Source organism: Kitasatospora sp. NPDC001683, from assembly GCF_053596495.1.
The window spans coordinates 89,807-106,697 of the sequence record NZ_JBSFGK010000003.1 but is presented as its reverse complement, the minus strand read 5'-3'; the positions used below and the strand labels follow the sequence as shown (position 1 = coordinate 106,697).

Annotated in this window: 12 protein-coding genes; 5 read left to right on the top strand and 7 right to left on the bottom strand. The window is 74.2% G+C overall.

Features of this window, described 5'->3' with window-relative positions; translation table 11 throughout:
• Window positions 1-100: 100 nt before the first annotated feature.
• Window positions 101-1,066 (top strand): hypothetical protein, encoded by a 966-nt coding sequence (locus ACWCYO_RS02385; RefSeq protein WP_270142285.1) that lies wholly within the window; start codon window positions 101-103, stop codon window positions 1,064-1,066.
• Between the two features lie 107 nt (window positions 1,067-1,173).
• Here the strand turns inward: ACWCYO_RS02385 and ACWCYO_RS02380 are convergent, their stop codons facing one another.
• Window positions 1,174-2,550: a cation:dicarboxylate symporter family transporter gene (locus ACWCYO_RS02380; RefSeq protein WP_449783088.1), complete on the bottom strand. Its 1,377-nt coding sequence runs from the start codon at window positions 2,548-2,550 to the stop codon at window positions 1,174-1,176.
• A 254-nt stretch (window positions 2,551-2,804) separates the two neighbouring features.
• On the opposite strand from ACWCYO_RS02380, the gene ACWCYO_RS02375 reads away from it, so the two are divergent.
• From ACWCYO_RS02375 to ACWCYO_RS02360, 4 genes are all read left to right on the top strand, one after another.
• Window positions 2,805-4,544, top strand: coding sequence for an ATP-binding protein (locus tag ACWCYO_RS02375; protein ID WP_449783087.1), 1,740 nt, complete (start codon window positions 2,805-2,807; stop codon window positions 4,542-4,544).
• Window positions 4,541-5,263, top strand: coding sequence for a response regulator (locus tag ACWCYO_RS02370; RefSeq protein ID WP_270142280.1), 723 nt, complete (start codon window positions 4,541-4,543; stop codon window positions 5,261-5,263). Before ACWCYO_RS02375 ends, ACWCYO_RS02370 begins: the two co-directional genes overlap by 4 nt.
• A gap of 229 nt (window positions 5,264-5,492) precedes the next feature.
• A complete protein-coding gene (locus ACWCYO_RS02365; protein ID WP_449783086.1) occupies window positions 5,493-6,971 on the top strand; it encodes a diaminobutyrate--2-oxoglutarate transaminase in 1,479 nt (492 codons plus the stop codon).
• Complete coding sequence (locus ACWCYO_RS02360; protein WP_449783085.1) at window positions 6,968-8,482, top strand: pyridoxal phosphate-dependent decarboxylase family protein; 1,515 nt, start codon at window positions 6,968-6,970, stop codon at window positions 8,480-8,482. The genes ACWCYO_RS02365 and ACWCYO_RS02360 overlap by 4 nt, the downstream gene beginning before the upstream one ends.
• Before the next feature lie 52 nt (window positions 8,483-8,534).
• On the opposite strand, the gene ACWCYO_RS02355 is transcribed toward ACWCYO_RS02360, so the two are convergent.
• From ACWCYO_RS02355 to ACWCYO_RS02330, 6 genes are all read right to left on the bottom strand, one after another.
• Entirely contained in the window at window positions 8,535-9,332 is a 798-nt protein-coding gene (locus tag ACWCYO_RS02355; RefSeq protein ID WP_270150861.1) for an inositol monophosphatase family protein, read from the bottom strand.
• 182 nt (window positions 9,333-9,514) lie between these two features.
• Window positions 9,515-10,777, bottom strand: a complete 1,263-nt coding sequence (locus ACWCYO_RS02350) for a type III PLP-dependent enzyme (RefSeq protein WP_449783141.1) — start codon at window positions 10,775-10,777, stop codon at window positions 9,515-9,517.
• Window positions 10,778-10,821: 44 nt separating this feature from the next.
• Window positions 10,822-12,618, bottom strand: a complete 1,797-nt coding sequence (locus ACWCYO_RS02345) for an IucA/IucC family protein (RefSeq protein ID WP_449783084.1) — start codon at window positions 12,616-12,618, stop codon at window positions 10,822-10,824.
• On the bottom strand, window positions 12,615-13,802 hold the full coding sequence (locus ACWCYO_RS02340) for an MFS transporter (RefSeq protein WP_449783083.1): 1,188 nt from the start codon (window positions 13,800-13,802) through the stop codon (window positions 12,615-12,617). Before ACWCYO_RS02340 ends, ACWCYO_RS02345 begins: the two co-directional genes overlap by 4 nt.
• Window positions 13,799-15,589 carry an IucA/IucC family protein gene (locus tag ACWCYO_RS02335; RefSeq protein ID WP_449783082.1) on the bottom strand — a complete coding sequence of 597 codons (1,791 nt, stop codon included), beginning with the start codon at window positions 15,587-15,589 and terminating at the stop codon, window positions 13,799-13,801. Before ACWCYO_RS02335 ends, ACWCYO_RS02340 begins: the two co-directional genes overlap by 4 nt.
• Complete coding sequence (locus ACWCYO_RS02330) at window positions 15,586-16,785, bottom strand: ATP-grasp domain-containing protein (protein WP_449783081.1); 1,200 nt, start codon at window positions 16,783-16,785, stop codon at window positions 15,586-15,588. Before ACWCYO_RS02330 ends, ACWCYO_RS02335 begins: the two co-directional genes overlap by 4 nt.
• Window positions 16,786-16,891 lie beyond the last annotated feature (106 nt).

Here is a 16,891-nt window from a genome sequence, read left to right as displayed (position 1 = left end):
TCCCAGACGGCCCGAACCGATCCCGCACGTCCGGGGCCTCGACGCACCGAACCGACGGCAAGTCGGCTGATGCAAGACCCCGGCCCGTACGCTGAAAATCGTGATCACGTACGAGGGCCACCACCTCCGCGCCCTGGCCGAGGACGGCCGCTGGCCCGAGCTGCTCGCCGCCTACCGGCAGGGCCGGGCGGCCGCCGTCGTGCAGGCCGGGGAGCAGGCGGCGATGGCCCTGACCGCGCCGCTCGGCCATCTGATCGCCTACGCGGCGCCGCCCGAACTCGCCGTCCGGCTGTTCGACGCGGACGGCGGGGAGGGGACGGCCGCCGGGGTCGCCGACCACGACGCCGGCCCGCTCTGGGAAGTGCTGGCGACCCGCCACTCCTGGCTGCGGCTGGCCCCGCTGCTCGGTCCGGCCCCGGTGCGCCGCCTGGTCGCGCACACCCGGGTGTTGCTCGGCGAGGACCTCTCGTACGGGGCCGAGCCCGATCCGGAGGGCGTGCCGCTGCGCCTGGAGCCCTGGGAGAAGGCGGGCTGGGACGAGGCCTCGCGGGTGCGCGAGTACCTGCCGGGCGGGGGAGCGCGCAGTGCGGTGCTGACCCTGCCGGCCAGCCGGGAGGGCCTGGGCGAGGTCGAACTGCCGGGCGCGGCGGCCCGGCCGGGCGGGCAGCGGGTCACCCGGGGGCTGGCGGAGCTGGCCGCGCTGGCGCCCTGGGCGGAGGTGGTCTGCGTCCGCGGCCCGGCCGCGCTGGCGGCCGCCGTACTGGCCCGGGCGCGGCGGGTGGTGGGCGGGTTCCTGCCGTTCGCGCTCGTCTACCCGGCGCTGGTGCAGGCCGCCGCGGTCGGCCGGACGCACGGCTGCGCGCACGGGCGGCTGCGGCTCTGGCGGGCGCTGGGCGCGATGGCCGGTGCGAACGGGCCGGACCGCTCCGAGGTGGATGCCCTGGTGGCCCGGATGCGCTGCTTCACCTGGCAGGAGCCGGCCGCCGGGTTGCGCCATCTGCACGTCGCGCTGGAGGATCCGGCCAGTGGGGTGGCCTGGGCGGTCAGTGGCTCGCAGGAGCTGTGAACTGGGGCTGGACGGGAGTTCCAGGCAGAACGGGGAGGCCCCCGGCCCGGCGCCGTTTCCGGGGATCGTTGGGTGGCGCCGGATCGGGGGGAGGACGGGGTGGTCGCTCAGGCGGTAGCCGCCGCTGCGGCGGGGACGGGCTCCCGTGCGGCGTCGGCGGGACCGTGGGTGTCGACCAGCGTCAGTTCGTCGAACGGCAGCTCGCCGCCCAGCACCCGGTGGGCGCGCTCGGCGTCCAGTTCGCCGGTCCAGTGCCCGATCAGCACGGTCGCGACGGCGTTGCCCGCGAAGTTGGTGAGCGCCCGGGCCTCCGACATGAACCGGTCGATGCCGACGATCAGGCCGACCCCGTCCACCAGCGCCGGCTTGTGCGACTGCAGTCCGCCCGCGAGGGTGGCAAGCCCGGCACCGGTGACCCCGGCCGCGCCCTTGCTCGCGATCACCATGAACACCAGCAGCGAGAGCTGCTCGCCGATCGACATCGGCTTGTCCATCGCCTCGGAGATGAAGATCGAGGACATGGTGAGGTAGATCGCGGTGCCGTCCAGGTTGAAGCTGTAGCCGGTCGGCACGGTGATGCCGACGACCGGGCGGCTGACGCCCAGGTGCTCCATCTTGGCGATCAGCCGGGGCAGCGCGCTCTCGGAGGAGGAGGTCGAGAGGATCAGCAGGAACTCGCGGCCGAGGTACTTGAGCAGCGCGAACACATTGACCCCGGCGACCAGGCGCAGCAGCGCGCCGAGCACCACGACGACGAACAGCACGCAGGTCACGTAGAAGCCGATCATGATCACGGCGAGGCTCTTCAGCGCGTCCACGCCGGTCGCCCCGACCACCGCCGCCATCGCGCCGAAGGCGCCGATCGGGGCGACCCACATGATCATCGACATGATCCGGAAGACCAGCCGCTGCAGGTGCTCGATCCCGCGCAGCACCGGGGCGCCGACCGGGCCCATCGCCTGCAGCGCGAAGCCGGCCAGCAGTGCGACCAGCAGGGTCTGCAGCACCTTGCCCTGGGTGAGGGCCGAGAACAGGGTGTCGGGGATCATCCCGAGCAGGAAGTCGGTGGTCGACTGGGCGCCGCCGGCGGCCGCCTGGGCGTGGCCGGACTTGGCGAGCGCGGCGGTCAGGTGCAGGCCGCCGCCGGGCTCGAGCAGGTTGCCGACGACCATGCCGATGGCCAGCGCGATGGTCGACATGACGAGGAAGTAGCCGATGGCGAGGCCGCCGACCTTGCCGACCTTCGCGGCCTTGGTGACCGAGCCGATGCCCAGCACGATGGTGCAGAAGATCACCGGACTGATCATCATCTTGATCAGGTTGACGAACCCGGTGCCGATCGGCTTCAGCTCCACGGCGAAGCCGGGGGCGGCCAGCCCCACCACCACGCCCGCGACCACCGCGGCGATCACGGCGAGGTAGAGGTAGTGGGTCCGGTCCTTGCGTCTGGGTCCCCCCGCCGTGGCGGTCTCGGTGATCGACATCTGCGGCTCCTTCGCCCTGCAGTCCTGGCGGCCCCGGGTGGTGGGCCGCTCCGACTATGGGGTTCGGGCGTGACGGAGGTCACGTTTGCGTTCATAGAGTTCACGAAGCGACGGGAACGGGTCCAGGGGTGCTTCGGCGGGTGCTTCGGGAGCGCTTGGGGGCACCCTGGGGGCGCTCCGGTCGCGGGCCGGTCGCGGCCGGGGACCGGTCGGGCCCCTGGGGGCGTCGCGGGCCGTGGTGCACACTGGCAGGCATGTCCGTGAGCACCGCCCCCACTCGCTCGCGTCGCCGGTGGATCCCCCTGCCGCGCCGGCTGGTCCGCAGCCTGGCCGGGCAGCTGTTCGTCGTCCAGGTGGTCATCGTCGCCGCCGTGGTCGCGGGCGGCGCGGTGCTCGCGTACCTGTTCACCGCCGAGCGCACCGAGGACGCGGCCCGCCGCGAGGTCACCTCGGTCGCCCACGCCGTCGCCGACTCGCCGACCGTGCGCTCGGCCGTCGCCGGGCCCGACCCCACCGCGGTGCTCCAGCCGTACGCCGAGCAGGTGCGTCAGGACACCGGAGTCTCCTTCATCACCGTCATGGACACCGACGGGGTGCGCTGGACCCACCCGCTGCCCGAGCAGATCGGCAAGTCCTACCTGGGGCACATCGACTGGGCGCTGGCCGGCCAGACCCGCAGCGAGACCTACACCGGCACGCTCGGCCCGTCCGTGCGGGTGGTCACCCCGGTGTGGGACGACCGGCACCGGGTGGTCGCGCTGGTCAGCGTGGGGCTGACGCTGGAGTCGATCTCCTCGCAGCTGGGCACGCCGATGCTCGCCCTGGTCGGGGTCGCGGTGGCCGCCCTGGCGCTCGGCGGGGTGGGCACCTACCTCGCCAACTCCCGGCTGCGGCGGCACACCCACGGCATGGGACCGGACGAGCTCAGCCACCTCTACGAGTACCACCAGGCGACCCTGCGCTCGGTGCGCGAGGGGCTGATCCTGCTCGACCGCGCGCACCGGGTGGTGCTGTGCAACGACGCGGCGCGTGAACTGCTCGGCCTGGAAGGCGAGTTGGACGGACGGCCGGTGGCGGAACTGGGGCTGCCGGAGGCGCTGGTGACGGCCGTGCTCGGCGAGGTGCCGGTGCGGGACGAGGTGCACCTGACCGCCGAGCGGGTCGTGGTGCTCAACACCTCCACCATCGGCACCGGTCTCGGCCGGGTGGTGACCCTCCGCGACCACACCGAACTCCAGTCGCTCAGCGGCGAGCTGGACTCGGTGCGTGGCTTCACCGAGGCGCTCGGCGCGCAGGCCCACGAGGCCGCCAACCGGCTGCACGCGGTCGTCTCGCTGATCGAACTCGGCCGCCACGAACAGGCGGTGGAGTTCGCCACCGCCGAACTCGCCCTCGCCCAGCAGCTCACCGACCGGGTGGTCGCGGCGGTCAGCGAGCCGGTGCTGGCCGCGCTGCTGCTCGGCAAGGCGGCCCAAGCGGCCGAACGGGGAGTGGAGTTGACCCTCACCGAGGACAGCCGGATCGACGACGGGGTGCTGCCGCCCGGGCTCTCGGCCCGGGATCTGATCACCGTCCTCGGCAACCTGATCGACAACGCGGTGGACGCCGCGATCGCCGGGGCCGCGCAGAGCCCGGTCGCACCGGAGGTCACCGTCACCGCGCGGATCGAGAACCCGCGAACGGGCGACGGCGTCGAGGACGCCCAGGCCGTCTCGGGCGCCCAGGATGCCTCGGACGCCCAGGGCGCCTGTCTGTTGCTGCGGGTCGCCGACACCGGAGCGGGCATCGACCCGGCCGCCGTCGAGGACGTGTTCCGGCGCGGGTGGAGCACCAAGCAGGACGGCCACGGGCACGGCCTCGGGCTGGCGCTGGTCGCCCAGGCCGCCCGGCGCAACGGCGGCACCGTCGAGGTCGGGCGCGAACGCGGCGCGGTGCTCACCGTACGGCTGCCGCTGGCCGGACGGGTCCGCGAGCGCGAAGGGGTCCCGGCGTGACCGGCGCCGGCGCCGACTCCCGGAGCGGGATCTCCGTCCTGGTCGTGGAGGACGACCCGGTGGCCGCCGCCGCGCACACCCTGTACGTCGAGCGCGAGCCCGGCTTCCACGCCGTCGGCACCGTCCACAGCTGCGCGGACGCGCTGCGCTTCCTGGAGCGGGCGCGCGCCGCCGGGGCGCCCGTCGACCTCACCCTGCTCGACCTCTACCTGCCGGACGGCCACGGCCTCCAGCTGTGCCGCACGCTGCGCGCCGCCGGGCACGGCACCGACGTCATCGCCGTCACCTCGGCGCGCGACCTCGCCATGGTCCGGCAGGCGGTCTCGGCAGGGGTCGTGCAGTACCTGCTGAAACCGTTCAGCGCGGCGGCCCTGCACGACCGGCTGGAGCGCTACGCCCGTTACCGGGACAGCCTCGGGCGCACCGGCGAGGCGACCGGGCAGGACGAGGTCGACCAGGCGCTCGCCCTGCTCCGCACGCCCGAGCGCAGCTCGCTGCCCAAGGGGCTGAGCGCGCCCACCCTGGACACCGTCGCCTCGGTGCTGCGGGAGGCCTCCACCGGCCTGTCGGCGGCGGCGGCCGGTACCGCCGCCGGGGTCTCCCGGATCACCGCGCGGCGCTACCTCGAGCACCTGGTGGACACCGGGCAGGCGGTGCGCGAGCCGCAGTACGGGAGCGTCGGGCGGCCGGAGCTCTGCTACCGGTGGAAGGGGCGGTGACCTTCAGGGCCGATCGAGTTCGGTCCAGTTCGGTCGAATCCGGTGGGATCCGGTTGAGGCCGGTCGGTGGCGTGACCGTCCGGCGGATCGCTCGTTGGGCTGGCCGGGGGGTGACACGGGCGGTGCCGGGGGAGGTTCACTCGCTCGGGTGGTTCTGGGTGCCCCGAGGCATTCCGGCAGGTCAAGAGCGATAAAGTTAGGCTTACCTAACTTCTCCTGGGGGTTCGCCTTGTCGCTCGCCGCCGTACCCGCCCGAGCCGCCTCCGGGGCCACCGCCTCCGGGGCCCCGCCCGCCGGTGAGGCCATCCTGCGCCGCCAGCGCGTCCGCGAGTCCGCCGCCCGGACGTACGCCCGCTCCTTCCCGATCGTCCCGGTCCGGGCCCACGGGATGACCGTCGAGGGCGCCGACGGACGCCGTTACCTGGACTGCCTCTCCGGCGCCGGGACGCTCGCCCTCGGCCACAACCACCCCGTCGTGCTCGAGGCGATCCGCCGCACCCTCGACAGCGGCGCTCCGCTGCACCTCCTCGACCTCGCCACCGCCGAGAAGGACGACTTCACCAGCGCGCTGTTCGAGAGCCTGCCCGCCGAGTTCGCGGCCCGCGCCCGGGTGCACTTCTGCGGACCGGCCGGCACGGACGCCGTCGAGGCCGCGCTCAAACTGATGCAGACTGCCACCGGCCGCGCCGGCGCGCTCGCCTTCACCGGCGCCTACCACGGCATGACGGCCGGCGCCCTCGCGCTCACCGGCAACGTCGCCGTCAAGGAACCGCTGCCCGGCGGCGGCGAGGTGGTCCGGCTGCCCTACCCGTACGGCTACCGCTGCCCGTTCGGGGTCGGCGGCGAGGCGGGTGCCGAGCTCGGCGCCACGTACGTGGAACGGCTGCTGGACGACCCCTCGGGTGGAGTGGTGCCGCCCGCCGCGATGATCCTGGAGGCCGTACAGGGCGAGGGCGGGGTCGTCCCCGCGCCCGACGGCTGGCTGCGCGAGATGCGCCGGATCACCGCCGAGCGCGGCATCCCGCTGATCGTGGACGAGGTGCAGACCGGCGTCGGACGCACCGGCGCGATGTGGGCCGTCGAGCACAGCGGCATCGTCCCGGACGCGATGGTGCTCTCCAAGGCCATCGGCGGCAGCCTGCCGCTCGCCGTCGTCGTCTACCGCGAGGACTACGACGGCTGGCGGCCCGGCGCCCACACCGGCACCTTCCGCGGCAACACCCTCGCCATGGCCGCCGGCGCCGCCACCCTGCGGTACGTCGCCGCGCACGGGCTGGCCGAGCGGGCTGCCGTCGCCGGCGCCCGGATGACCGCCCGGCTGCGGGAGCTCGCCGCCGAACTGCCCGCGATCGGCGACGTCCGCGGGCGGGGGCTGATGATCGGGGTCGAACTGGTCGACCCGGCCGCCGAACCCGACGCCTGCGGCGCCCGGCCGGCCGATCCGACGCTCGCCCTACGGGTCCGGGAGGCCTGCCTGGCGCGTGGGCTGATCGTCGAACTCGGCGGGCGGCACGACGCGGTGCTGCGGCTGCTGCCGCCGCTCACCGTCACCGACGAGCAGATCGCGGCGGTGCTGGAGCGGCTGGCGGAGGCGATCGCGGCGGCTTCGGCCTCCTCCGCTCCGGCTCCGGCTTCGAGCTCCGTCCAGGCTTCGCCCTCCTCCGCTCCGGCCTCGGGCTCCGCTCCGGCCGCTCGGGGCGGCGCGTGACCGCCGGATCCGGGGCGGGGCCCGAACTGCGCGGCGAGGACGTCCCGTTGGACGCGCTCGCGGGCGGCGCCGGCGGGCCGGGGGCACTCGGTCCGCTACTGGCCACCGTCCTCGACTCGCTCGACGCCGGCACCGCACTGCGCTCCGGACCGCTACCCGCCGGCAGCCCGGGCGAGATCGCCGCGCTGGTCGCGGACGCGCTGTCCGCAGCCGACGGGCGCGGCGCGCTGGCCCGGCTCACCGAACTGCTCGCCTACGGCGCCGCCGACCCGGCCGACCCGGCCTGCGCCGCCCACCTGCACTGCCCGCCACTCGCCGTCGCGGCCGCCGCCGACCTCGCGGTCAGCGCGCTCAACCCCTCGCAGGACTCCTGGGACCAGGCCCCCGTCGCAACCGCCCTGGAGACCGCGCTGCTCGCCGAACTCGCCGCGCTGGTCGGTTACGACCCGGCCCGCGCGGCCGGGGTGCTCACCTCCGGCGGCACCGAGTCCAACCTGATGGGGCTGATGCTGGCCCGGGACCAGAAGCTCGACGGCATCGTGGAGTTGGACGGCATCCCGCCCGGCGGTCGGCCGTGCATCCTCGCCTCCCAGGCCGCGCACTTCTCGGTCCAGCGCGCGGCCGCCCTGCTCGGGCTCGGCGAGCTGGCCGTCATCGCCGTCCCCGTCGACCATCAACTCCGGATGTCAACAGAGGAGTTGGAACGGGCACTGGCCGAGGCCAGCTGGGCCGGGCGGACCCCGATCGCGGTCGTCGCCACCGCCGGCACCACCGACACCGGCGCCATCGACCCGCTGAACGCCGCCGCCGACCTGGCCGGACGCTACGGCGCCTGGCTGCACGTCGACGCCGCGTACGGCGGCGGCGCGCTGCTCTCCGACCGGCTCGCCCCGCTGCTCGACGGCATCGCCCGCGCCGACTCGGTCTCCCTCGACTGGCACAAGCTCGGCTGGCAGCCCGCGGCAGCCGGGGTCTTCCTGGTCCGGCGGGCGGAGACGTACGTCTCGCTCGCCCGGCGGGCCGAGTACCTCAACCCGGTGGACGACGAGCAGGCCGGCTACCCCAGCCTGCTCGGCCGCTCGCTGCGCACCACCCGGCGGGCCGACGCCTTCAAACTCGCCGTCACGCTGCGCACCCTCGGCCGTGCGGGGCTCGGCGGGCTGGTGGACGCCTGCCACGAACTGGCGCTGGCGGCGGCCGCGGCCGTCCGGGCCGAACCCTCGCTGGAACTGCACGCCGAGCCGGTCCTCACCGCGCTGCTGTTCCGCTACCGTCCGCCGGGGCCGACGGACGAGGCAACCGTGGACGAGCTGAACGGGCAGCTGCGCAGGCTGCTGCTGCGGACCGGGCGTGCGGTGATCGGGCGCACCGAGCTGCCGGGGGTCGGCCCGGGGCGGGTGCGGCTCAAACTCACGCTGCTCAACCCGCACACGACGGCGGGGGAGGTGGCAGCGCTGGTGCGGGAGGTGGTCGGGGCGGGGCGCAGGGTCGCCGGGGACCGGGCGGGGTAGGGGTTCGGGGCGGTGGCCGGGATGGTGTGGGGTGGGGCGGGGCAGGGTGTGGTCAGGCGTTCAGCAGGATGCCGCGGGTGAGCTCCCAGGTGTCGGGGTCGGCGGCGACCAGGAGGCCGTCCTCGCAGCCGGGGGCCTCGGGCTGGTACGGCGTGCCGTCCAGGCGGGCCGCGACGCCGCCGGCCTCGGAGAGCAGCAGCGAACCCGGGGCGTGGTCCCAGGGGAGGGTGCGCCAGTAGAGGATGAAGTCGGTCCGGCCCTCGACGACATCCGGGTACTCGACACCGGCGGCGCTGCGGCCGGGGGAGATCTCGCCGAAGGCCGAGCAGCCGGCCTCGAGCCGGTGGCGCTGCTCCGGTTCGAGGAAGCGGCTCTTCAGGATGCCGGTCAGCTTTCCGGCCTCGGCGGGTGCCGGGGGGCGGGCCAGGCGTTCATCGTCGCGCCAGGCGCCGGCGCCCAGCTCGGCGCGGTAGCCGGTCGCGGTGGCGGGCTGCCAGATCCACGAGGCGACCGTCCGGCCGCTGCGGACCAGGGAGCACATCACGGCGTAGTCGGGGCGTCCGGCGACGAAGTTGGAGGTGCCGTCCACCGGGTCGACCAGCCAGACGGCGGGCTCGTCGTGGATGGCCCGGGCGAGCGACGGCTCGGCGGCCACGGCCTCCTCGCCGACTACCGGGACGGGGAGCAGCTCGTGCAGGCGGCGGGCGATGATCGCCTCGGCCTCGCGGTCGGCGATCGTCACGATCTCGCCGGGTGCCTTCTCCATCACCTCGCCGGCGGCCAGCGCGCGGAAGCGCGGCTCCACCGCCTCGGCCGAAGCCTCGGCGAGTATCTCCGCCACCTTGTCCATCAGCACGTCCGCGCTCCCTTCGCCGGGTACCACTTTCGCACGAGTGTGCGGATGGGGTGTCGGCGGGCAGCTGACGGCAGACGGATTTCAGCTTTCAGATGACAGCTGACAGATTTCGAAATCTGTCAGCTGTCATCTGAAAACCGTCATCTGTCCGTCATCCGGAACCCGGGCGCCGCCCGTCAGTCGCCCAGGTAGTGGAATCGCGGGCGGGGGTGCATCAGGAACTCGTGGTGCGAGATGTTCCACGCGTACGCGCCCGCCATCGCGAACAGCACCCGGTCCGCCGACCGCAGACCGGCCGCGCCGCCGGTCGACCGGGCCAGCACGTCCTTCGGGGTGCACAGCTGCCCGGCCAGGGTGGCTCGGTCGGTGTCGACGGCGGGGCGCGGCCACGGGTGCGGCCAGGCGTCCACCGGGAGCACCGCGAAGGGCTGGGAGTGTCCGCGGGCGGCGGGGGTGCGCAGGTGGTGGGTGCCGCCCCGGACCACCGCGAAGTCCTCGCCGTGGCTCCGCTTCACGTCCAGCACCTCGGTCGCGTACCAGCCGCAGTACGCGGTCAGCGCCCGGCCGGGCTCGATCCGCAGGGTCAGCCCGGGGCGGGCGCCGAGGAGCTTGGTCAGGCCCTCGCCGAAGGCCGTCCAGTCGAAGCGCTGCGCAGGGTCGTCGTAGTCCACCGCCATCCCGCCGCCGACGTTGACCTCGGTGAGCGGGAAACCGTGCCGCTCGGCCAGTTCGGCGGACCAGGTGACGATCTGCTCGGCGACCGACAGCTGCTCCGGCGCCGCCAGTCCGCTGGCCAGGTGGGCGTGCACCCCGCGCAGGCGCAGCTGCCGGCCGAGCGGCCCGCCGTCGGTGAGCAGTCGGGCGCACTCCTCGGCCCGGTCCGGGTCCAGCCCGAAGGGCGTCGGCCGTCCGCCCATCGCCAGCGGCACCGCGTCCAGGGCGTCGGTGACCACCGGCAGGTTGACCCGTAGCAGGACGTCCACGACCGTCCTCGGCCGCTCCGCCAGCACGGCGGCGAGCCGGTGCAGCTCCTGCTCGCTCTCGACGTGCCAGCGGTGCACCCCGGCGTCCACGGCGGCGACGATCTCGGCCGGGGTCTTGCCCGGCCCGCCGAAGGCCAGCGGCGCGTCCGGCACGGCGGCCCGCACATGCGCCAACTCCCCACCGCTGGACACCTCGTAGCCGTCGACTGCGTCGCGCAGCGCGGTCAGCAGCGGCGCCTCCGGGTTGGCCTTGGCGGCGTAGTACAGCTCGACCCGCTCGGGCAGCGCGGCCCGGACGGCCGTGGCGTGTTCGCGCAGTGCCACCAAGTCGTAGACGTAGGCGGGCAGTTCCTCGGGAGCGAGCGAGGCGACGTGGCGCTGGACGGCGCTGTTCGCGGGGTCGGCCACTGAGCGGTTCACGGTGCTGGCCGCAGTGCTGGCCGCGGTGTCGGCCATGGCACTGGTCACGGTGCTGGTCACGGTGCTGGTCACGGTGCTGGTCATCGGACGGTGCTCCCGGTGGGAAGATCGGCGGTCATGCGGGCGGCCTCGGCGAGCACCGAGCCGGCCAGCGGGGAGGGCAGCCGGACGTACCCGGCCTCGCGGTCGGCCTTGCGCTCCCAGCGGGTCAGCAGGTTGGCCTTGGCGGGCAGCGGGACGCCGGCCAGCAGCGCCCGCAGCCGGGGCGGTCGGCCGTTCGCGGCGGCGTACTCCTCCAGGACGTCCCGGACGGCCTGCCAGAGCGCGCCCTCCAGTTCGGGGTGGCGGTCGGCGAGGGCGGCGAGCAGTTCGGCGACGTGGTTGACCAGCAGGCAGTAGACCACCCGGTCCCAGCCGCGCTCGGCGTCGTACGTCATCGGGCCGGCCACCTCGGGCGGCAGGGCGGCCAGGATGTCGGCGTTCTGCTCGGGGACCAGCTTGGTGCCCTCGAGGTCGCGGAAGAGCACCTGCGCCGGGCGGCCGTCGGCGTCGACGCCGATCAGCACGTTCTGCAGGTGCGGCTCCAGCACCACGCCGTGATCGAAGTAGGCGGCCAGTACCGGCGGGAGGAGCAGCCGCAGATAGTCGCGCCACCAGTCGAGCGCCGCCGCGCCGTCCGAACTCCCGCCCAACAGGCGGGAGATGTGGGCCGCGCTGGTCGGGTGCTCGTCGGCGACGGCGGCGGCGAGCAGCGGGGTCACGCCGGGCCGCAGCAGGCCGCCGAAGCCCTCGCGCAGGATCAGACCGAAGCCCTCGTACAGCGCCCGGTCGGCACGGCCGTCGGCACCGGGCAGGGCGAGGGTGCGGAAGGCGGGTTCGCGCAGCATCGCCGCCCCCGGGAAGCGTCGGGCGAGGTCGGTGAGCGAGGGGTCGAGCAGCCGGGTGAGCGCGACGGCGCCGGTGAGCTCGTAGGCGGCGTTCTTGCGCAGGCAGTTGGTGATGCGGACGTTGAGGCTGAACTTGAGGAAGGCGTCCGCGCCGTACAGGGTGCGCACCGAGGCGGTGGCGGCGAAGCGCTCGCCGCGCGGACCGAGGTCGAGGACGTCGCCGCGGGCCAGGGCGGCGCGCAACAGCGGGTGGTCGCCGATGAGTTGGAACTGCCAGGGGTGGGCGGGCAGCAGCCGGTAGCCGTCCGGCACCTCGCCGAGGCCGTCGAGCACGGCGCTCGTACCCTCGTCCACGGACTCCTCGGCCAGATGTTCGGCGCGGACGGCGAGGTGGCGCAGCGGGAAGGTCGCGCGGGACTCGGGCGCGTAATGGCGCCAGTCTCCCCGGGCGGCGGAGCGGGACTTGGGGGCCGGGTGGAAGCGGTGGCCGAACAGCAGGGCCTGCTCGGACTCCAGGTAGCGGTCCGCTCCGGCGGCCGGACGCCCGGTCAGGCCCGCGCCGACGCCGCGGTGGCTGGACGCCACCTGGTCGAGGAACTCCTCGTTCACCGTGCCGGTGCGCAGCTCCAGTTCGTCCTGGGCGTACCCGGCCAGCTCGCGCCAGCCCAACTCGCGCCAACCGCCCGGGGTTTCTTCGTACGCGGGGCCGGTGAAACGGTGCGCGCCGAGCAGCGAGGTGCGGCGCAGGGCGACCCGCAGCAGGGTGCCGCGGCGGGGCAGGCGCAACAGCAGTCGGCCGTCGTCGACCGCGGTCTGGTGTTCGGGCGCGGAGACCTCGCGCAGCAGGCAGTTGAGCAGGGTGTGGACCACCGCCTCGTCGGCACCGGGCAGTTCGGCACCGGGCAGTTCGGCACCGGGCAGTTCGGCGGCGGCGTCGAGGGGGCGGACGGCGGGAGGCGCGGCGGGGAGGGTGGTGGGCCGGGCGGTCATCGGGGGCTCCTACGGGTCAGGAGGGCGAGCAGGGCGGCGGCCAGTGCGGCGACGGTGCCGGTGACCACCGGGGCGGCCGGTCCGCCGCTGCCGTTGGCGAGTGCGGCGGCGAGTCCGGCGGCGACGGCACCGGACTTGGAGACGGTTTCGCGGGTGCCGAACATCCGTCCCGGCGCGCGGCCGCGGGCGGCTTCGGCGGCGAGGACGGCGAGGCAGACCAGGCCGAAGGTCATGCCGAGGCCGAGCACCGCCCGGGTGAGGGCGAAGGCGAGCAGGGAGTGGGCCGGGGCGTGGCCGGCCAGCCCGAGGGCGACCAGCGCGAAGCCCAGCGCCAGTCCGGTTCGGGGGCGGGCCTCGACGATGGCGTGCACCCGGCCGGCGCCGACCAGGTAGACCAGGTGCGGCAGGGCGAACAGCAGGCCCGCGACCGTGCCGTTGGTGCCCGGCAGCCGTTGCTGGACCAGGGTGATCAGGTACGGGAAGGAGATGATGGTGGCGAAGACGAAGGCGAACTCGAAGGCGTAGAGCAGCCTGAGCGAGCCCGGCTGGTCCGTTTGGGCCGGGTCGTGGTCCGTCCGGTCGGTGACCGGACGGACCGGCTCCGGTAGGAGGGTGAGCACCACCGCGGCGGTCAGCGGCAGCACCGCCAGCACCAGGTACTGCCGGTGCGGGTCGATCCACGGCGACAGCGCGCCGACCAGGATCGGCGCCGCGACCAGGGCGGCCCGGGCGCTGCCCTGCATCAGGGTCAGCGCCCTGGACAGCTGGGAGCCGCCTAGGGAAGCCGCGACGTAGCCGTTGGTGGCGGAGAAGGTGCCGCCGAGGAAGCCCTGGAAGACCAGCGCCCCGGTGAAGGCGGGCAGGCTGTCGGCGGCGCCCGCGAGCAGGAAGGAGACGGCGAGGCCGAGTTGGGCGCGCAGCAGCAGCCGCTTCTGGCCGAAGCGGTCGGCCAGTCGGCCCCACAGCGGTGCGCCGAGGGCGGTGAAGACGGTCGGCACGATGTAGAGCAAGCCGGCCCAGCGCCCGTCGTGGTCGCCGAGGCCCGGGAGGATCTCGGTGAGGTAGGGCGGCAGGCCGAGGGCGGCGAAGGAGGCGACGAAGTAGCAGGCCGCCACCGCGTGCACCTGGCGCCGGTCCAGTCCGACCGTGCCGGCCGGCCGTGGCAGCGGCTCGACGGTCGTCATGAACGGTCCTTCGGCAGCAGGTAGTTGGGGCCGTCGGTGTAGTGCTTGTTGATGTCGGCGGCGCCGCTGCGCTCCTTGCTCAGCAGGGTGCCGGCGCTCACCATGGCCTTGACCGGCAGCCGTTCGGCGTCCAGCAGGTCGGTGCGCAGCGCCTGCCCGGCCGGGCCGAGGCGGTCGACGGCCTCGGCGAGGGTGGTGCGCAGCAGCTCCAGGCTGCGCCCCAGCGGCACCCGGCCGTGCGCGGCGAGGCCGAAGGCCAGCGAGGCGGTGCACAGGTGGCCGGTGATCGTGGTGAACAGGTCGGTGAGCGCGCGGTCCTGGTCGCGGAGAATCCTGGGGTCGCGGAACTCGGCGGCCAATGGCGCCAGTTCGTCGATCCGGGCGGTGTTGATCCGGGGGCCGTCGTTGTCCTTGAAGAGCAGCCGCAGAGCGGTCCCGTCGAGGACGAGGGAGGTGTTCTGCTGGTGCGACTCCAGGGCGATGCCATGGCCGAACAGCGTGGTCTGCCAGTCGATCAACAGTCGCAGTAGCTCCTCGTACAGGGCGAGGACGGAGCCGCGGTGGAAGCGGTCGGCCAGGTGGTCGATCACCAGCCGTCCGTCGGGTGCCTCGGCGAGCAGCGCGGCCAGCGGGACGGTGACGGCCCGGTCCAGGTCGTCCGGGTAGCGGCGTAGCAGGACGGCGAGCAACTCGTCGTCGGCGTGGGCGTAGCGCTGCTCGTCGACGTGCAGCACCCGACCGGCGAAGCGCGGCACGCGGGCCACCACGGCCTCCACCAGGCGCTGCCCGACCGCCCCGTTGACCAGGGTGACCGGCTTGATGGTGCGCCGGTTGCGCAGGCCCAGGGTCGCGGTGGCCAACGGCAGTTTGAGGTGGCAGGCCGGGTCCGCGAGGACGGCGACGGTGCGCATGGACAGCGTCGGCAGCACCTCGAGGTACGGCTCGGGAGCGAGCACCGCGCCCGGGGCGATCCGGGTGAAGTCCTCCCCCGCGGTGAGCGGATGGACCGGGACGGTCAGGAACTCGCCAGGAACGCCCAGTCGTTCGGCGCTCGGCCACCAGGCGGGCAGCGGGCCGTCGCCGCGCACGGTCAGGCGCTCGGCCGGGACGGCGAGCCAGCGAAGTCGGAAGGAGGGATGGAACTCCGGGGCGTAGGAGCGCAGTTGCGGCCAGGTCAGGCCGGATCGGCCGCGCGCGGTCGGGTAGACCGGGTGATCCAGGAAAGCGGCGAGCGCCTCGAAGCCGAGCGAGGCACGCGGGCCGGTCCAGTCGGCCACGTCCTTGCCGTAGCGCTCGGCCAGTTCGGCGTGCACCTCGGGCAGCACCCGGTCGTGCAGGTCCATGGTGGCGAGCGTCTGCCGGCATTCCTCGGCGAAGGCCAGGTGACCGGGACGGTCGAGCGGGTCGGCGCGGTCCGCCAGGTGGGCGAGGATGGCGGGCAGGTCGGTGAGGCGGGTGCCATCGACCTCCAACTCCGGTAGCCGCGCGGCGTGGTCGGCCTGGAACCCGTCGGGGGTGACGGGGAGGGCGAGAGTGCCGTCGCTCAGCCAGGGGCCGTCGGGCCGCTGCTCCAGGACGCCGTTGGCGCGCAGGCCGAGCACGTCCTCGCGTAGCAGGGCGGACAGCACGCGCAGGGTCAGCCGTTCGGCGACCGTTGCGTCGACGGGGGCGTTGCTGGCGGGGGCTTTCCCGGGAGCGTTGCTGGAGGAAACGCTGTGGGGTGTGCTGCGAGCGGGGGTCGCGTCGGCGGGTGTCGCGTCGGCGGGGGTCAGGTCGGCGCGGTTCACGAGGTGATCTCCCAGCGGTTGGCGGCGATGAACTCCGCCACGGCGGTGTCGACCGCGCCCTGGTCCGGACCGACCGCCCAGGCGATGCCCAGGTAGTCGCGGTTGGTGCGGTAGAGCTCGTGGTGTGCGCCGAGTTCGCGCACCGGGCGGTAGGAGAGCACGACGCCGTCGGCGCGGCGCTCGAACCGCGGCTCGGGGGAGGCGGTCAGGGTGCCGGCCCGGTCCGCGCAGACGCGCTCGTGGCGGGCCCGTCGGTCGGTGCGCGCGCCGAGATCGGCCGGCAGCGCCTCGCCGAGGTGGGTGCGCAGCACCAGCTCGAAGTAGGGGATCCCGAGGATCTCGGCGAGCATCAGGTCGCACTGGTCGCCGATGGCACGGTAGTTGACCTCGATGATGCGGGCGCGGCCGTCCGGCTGGAGGACGAACTCGGTGTGGCAGGCGCCGAGTCCCACGCCGAGGGCGTCGAGCTGGTCGAGCACCTGGTCGACCACCGGGCGGGGGTGCGCCGGGACGAAGGTCAGCACCTCCTCGATGAAGTCCGGCGGCGGGGAGAGCCGGGTGCGGAAGCCGCCGAGGACGTGCCGGGATCGGCCGTCGCCGAGGGTCTCCAGGGTGCACAGCTCGCCGGCCAGGAACTCCTCCACCACCAGTGTGGCGCCGGGGCGGCGCCGCTGGATTTCCCGGACCCGCAGGGCGAGTTCGGCGGCATCGGCGACCAGCGTGACGTCCTCGCTCGCGACGCCCTCGCGGGGCTTGACGATGCACGGGAACGGCGGGGTGAGGCCGGCCGGGTCCTGTCCGGGCGCCAGTTCGGCGGACCAGACCCGGTCCAGTCCGCACTCGGCGAGGTGGCGGCGCAGCTCGCCCTTGTTCTTCGCCCGCAGCGCGGCCTTCCAGTCCTTGCCGGCCAGGCCGAAGTACTCGGCGACCAGCGCGGTCTGGGTCTGCAGGTGGTCGCTGTTGCTGAACACGGCGGCGGGTACGTCGCGTTGGGATATCAGCCCGATCACCTCGCGGAAGTCCTGAACGTCGCACTCCACCACGTCGCATGCGAACTGTGAATTCGCGTAAGCGTGTTGGTGGGCCTCGACGTGGTCGGTGAGGACGGTGACGTCGAGTCCGAGCCGGGCGGCGGCGGGCAGGAAGCCATGGGTGACCGAGTCGGTGGGGTTGAGGGCGAGCAGGTAGAGGCGCATGGGAGTGTCCTTGGGAGGGGCGGGGTGGCGGACGGAGGACGGCGAACAGATGACAGGTGACAACTTTCGAAATCTGTTATCTGTCATCCGTTCGCTGTCAGTTGTT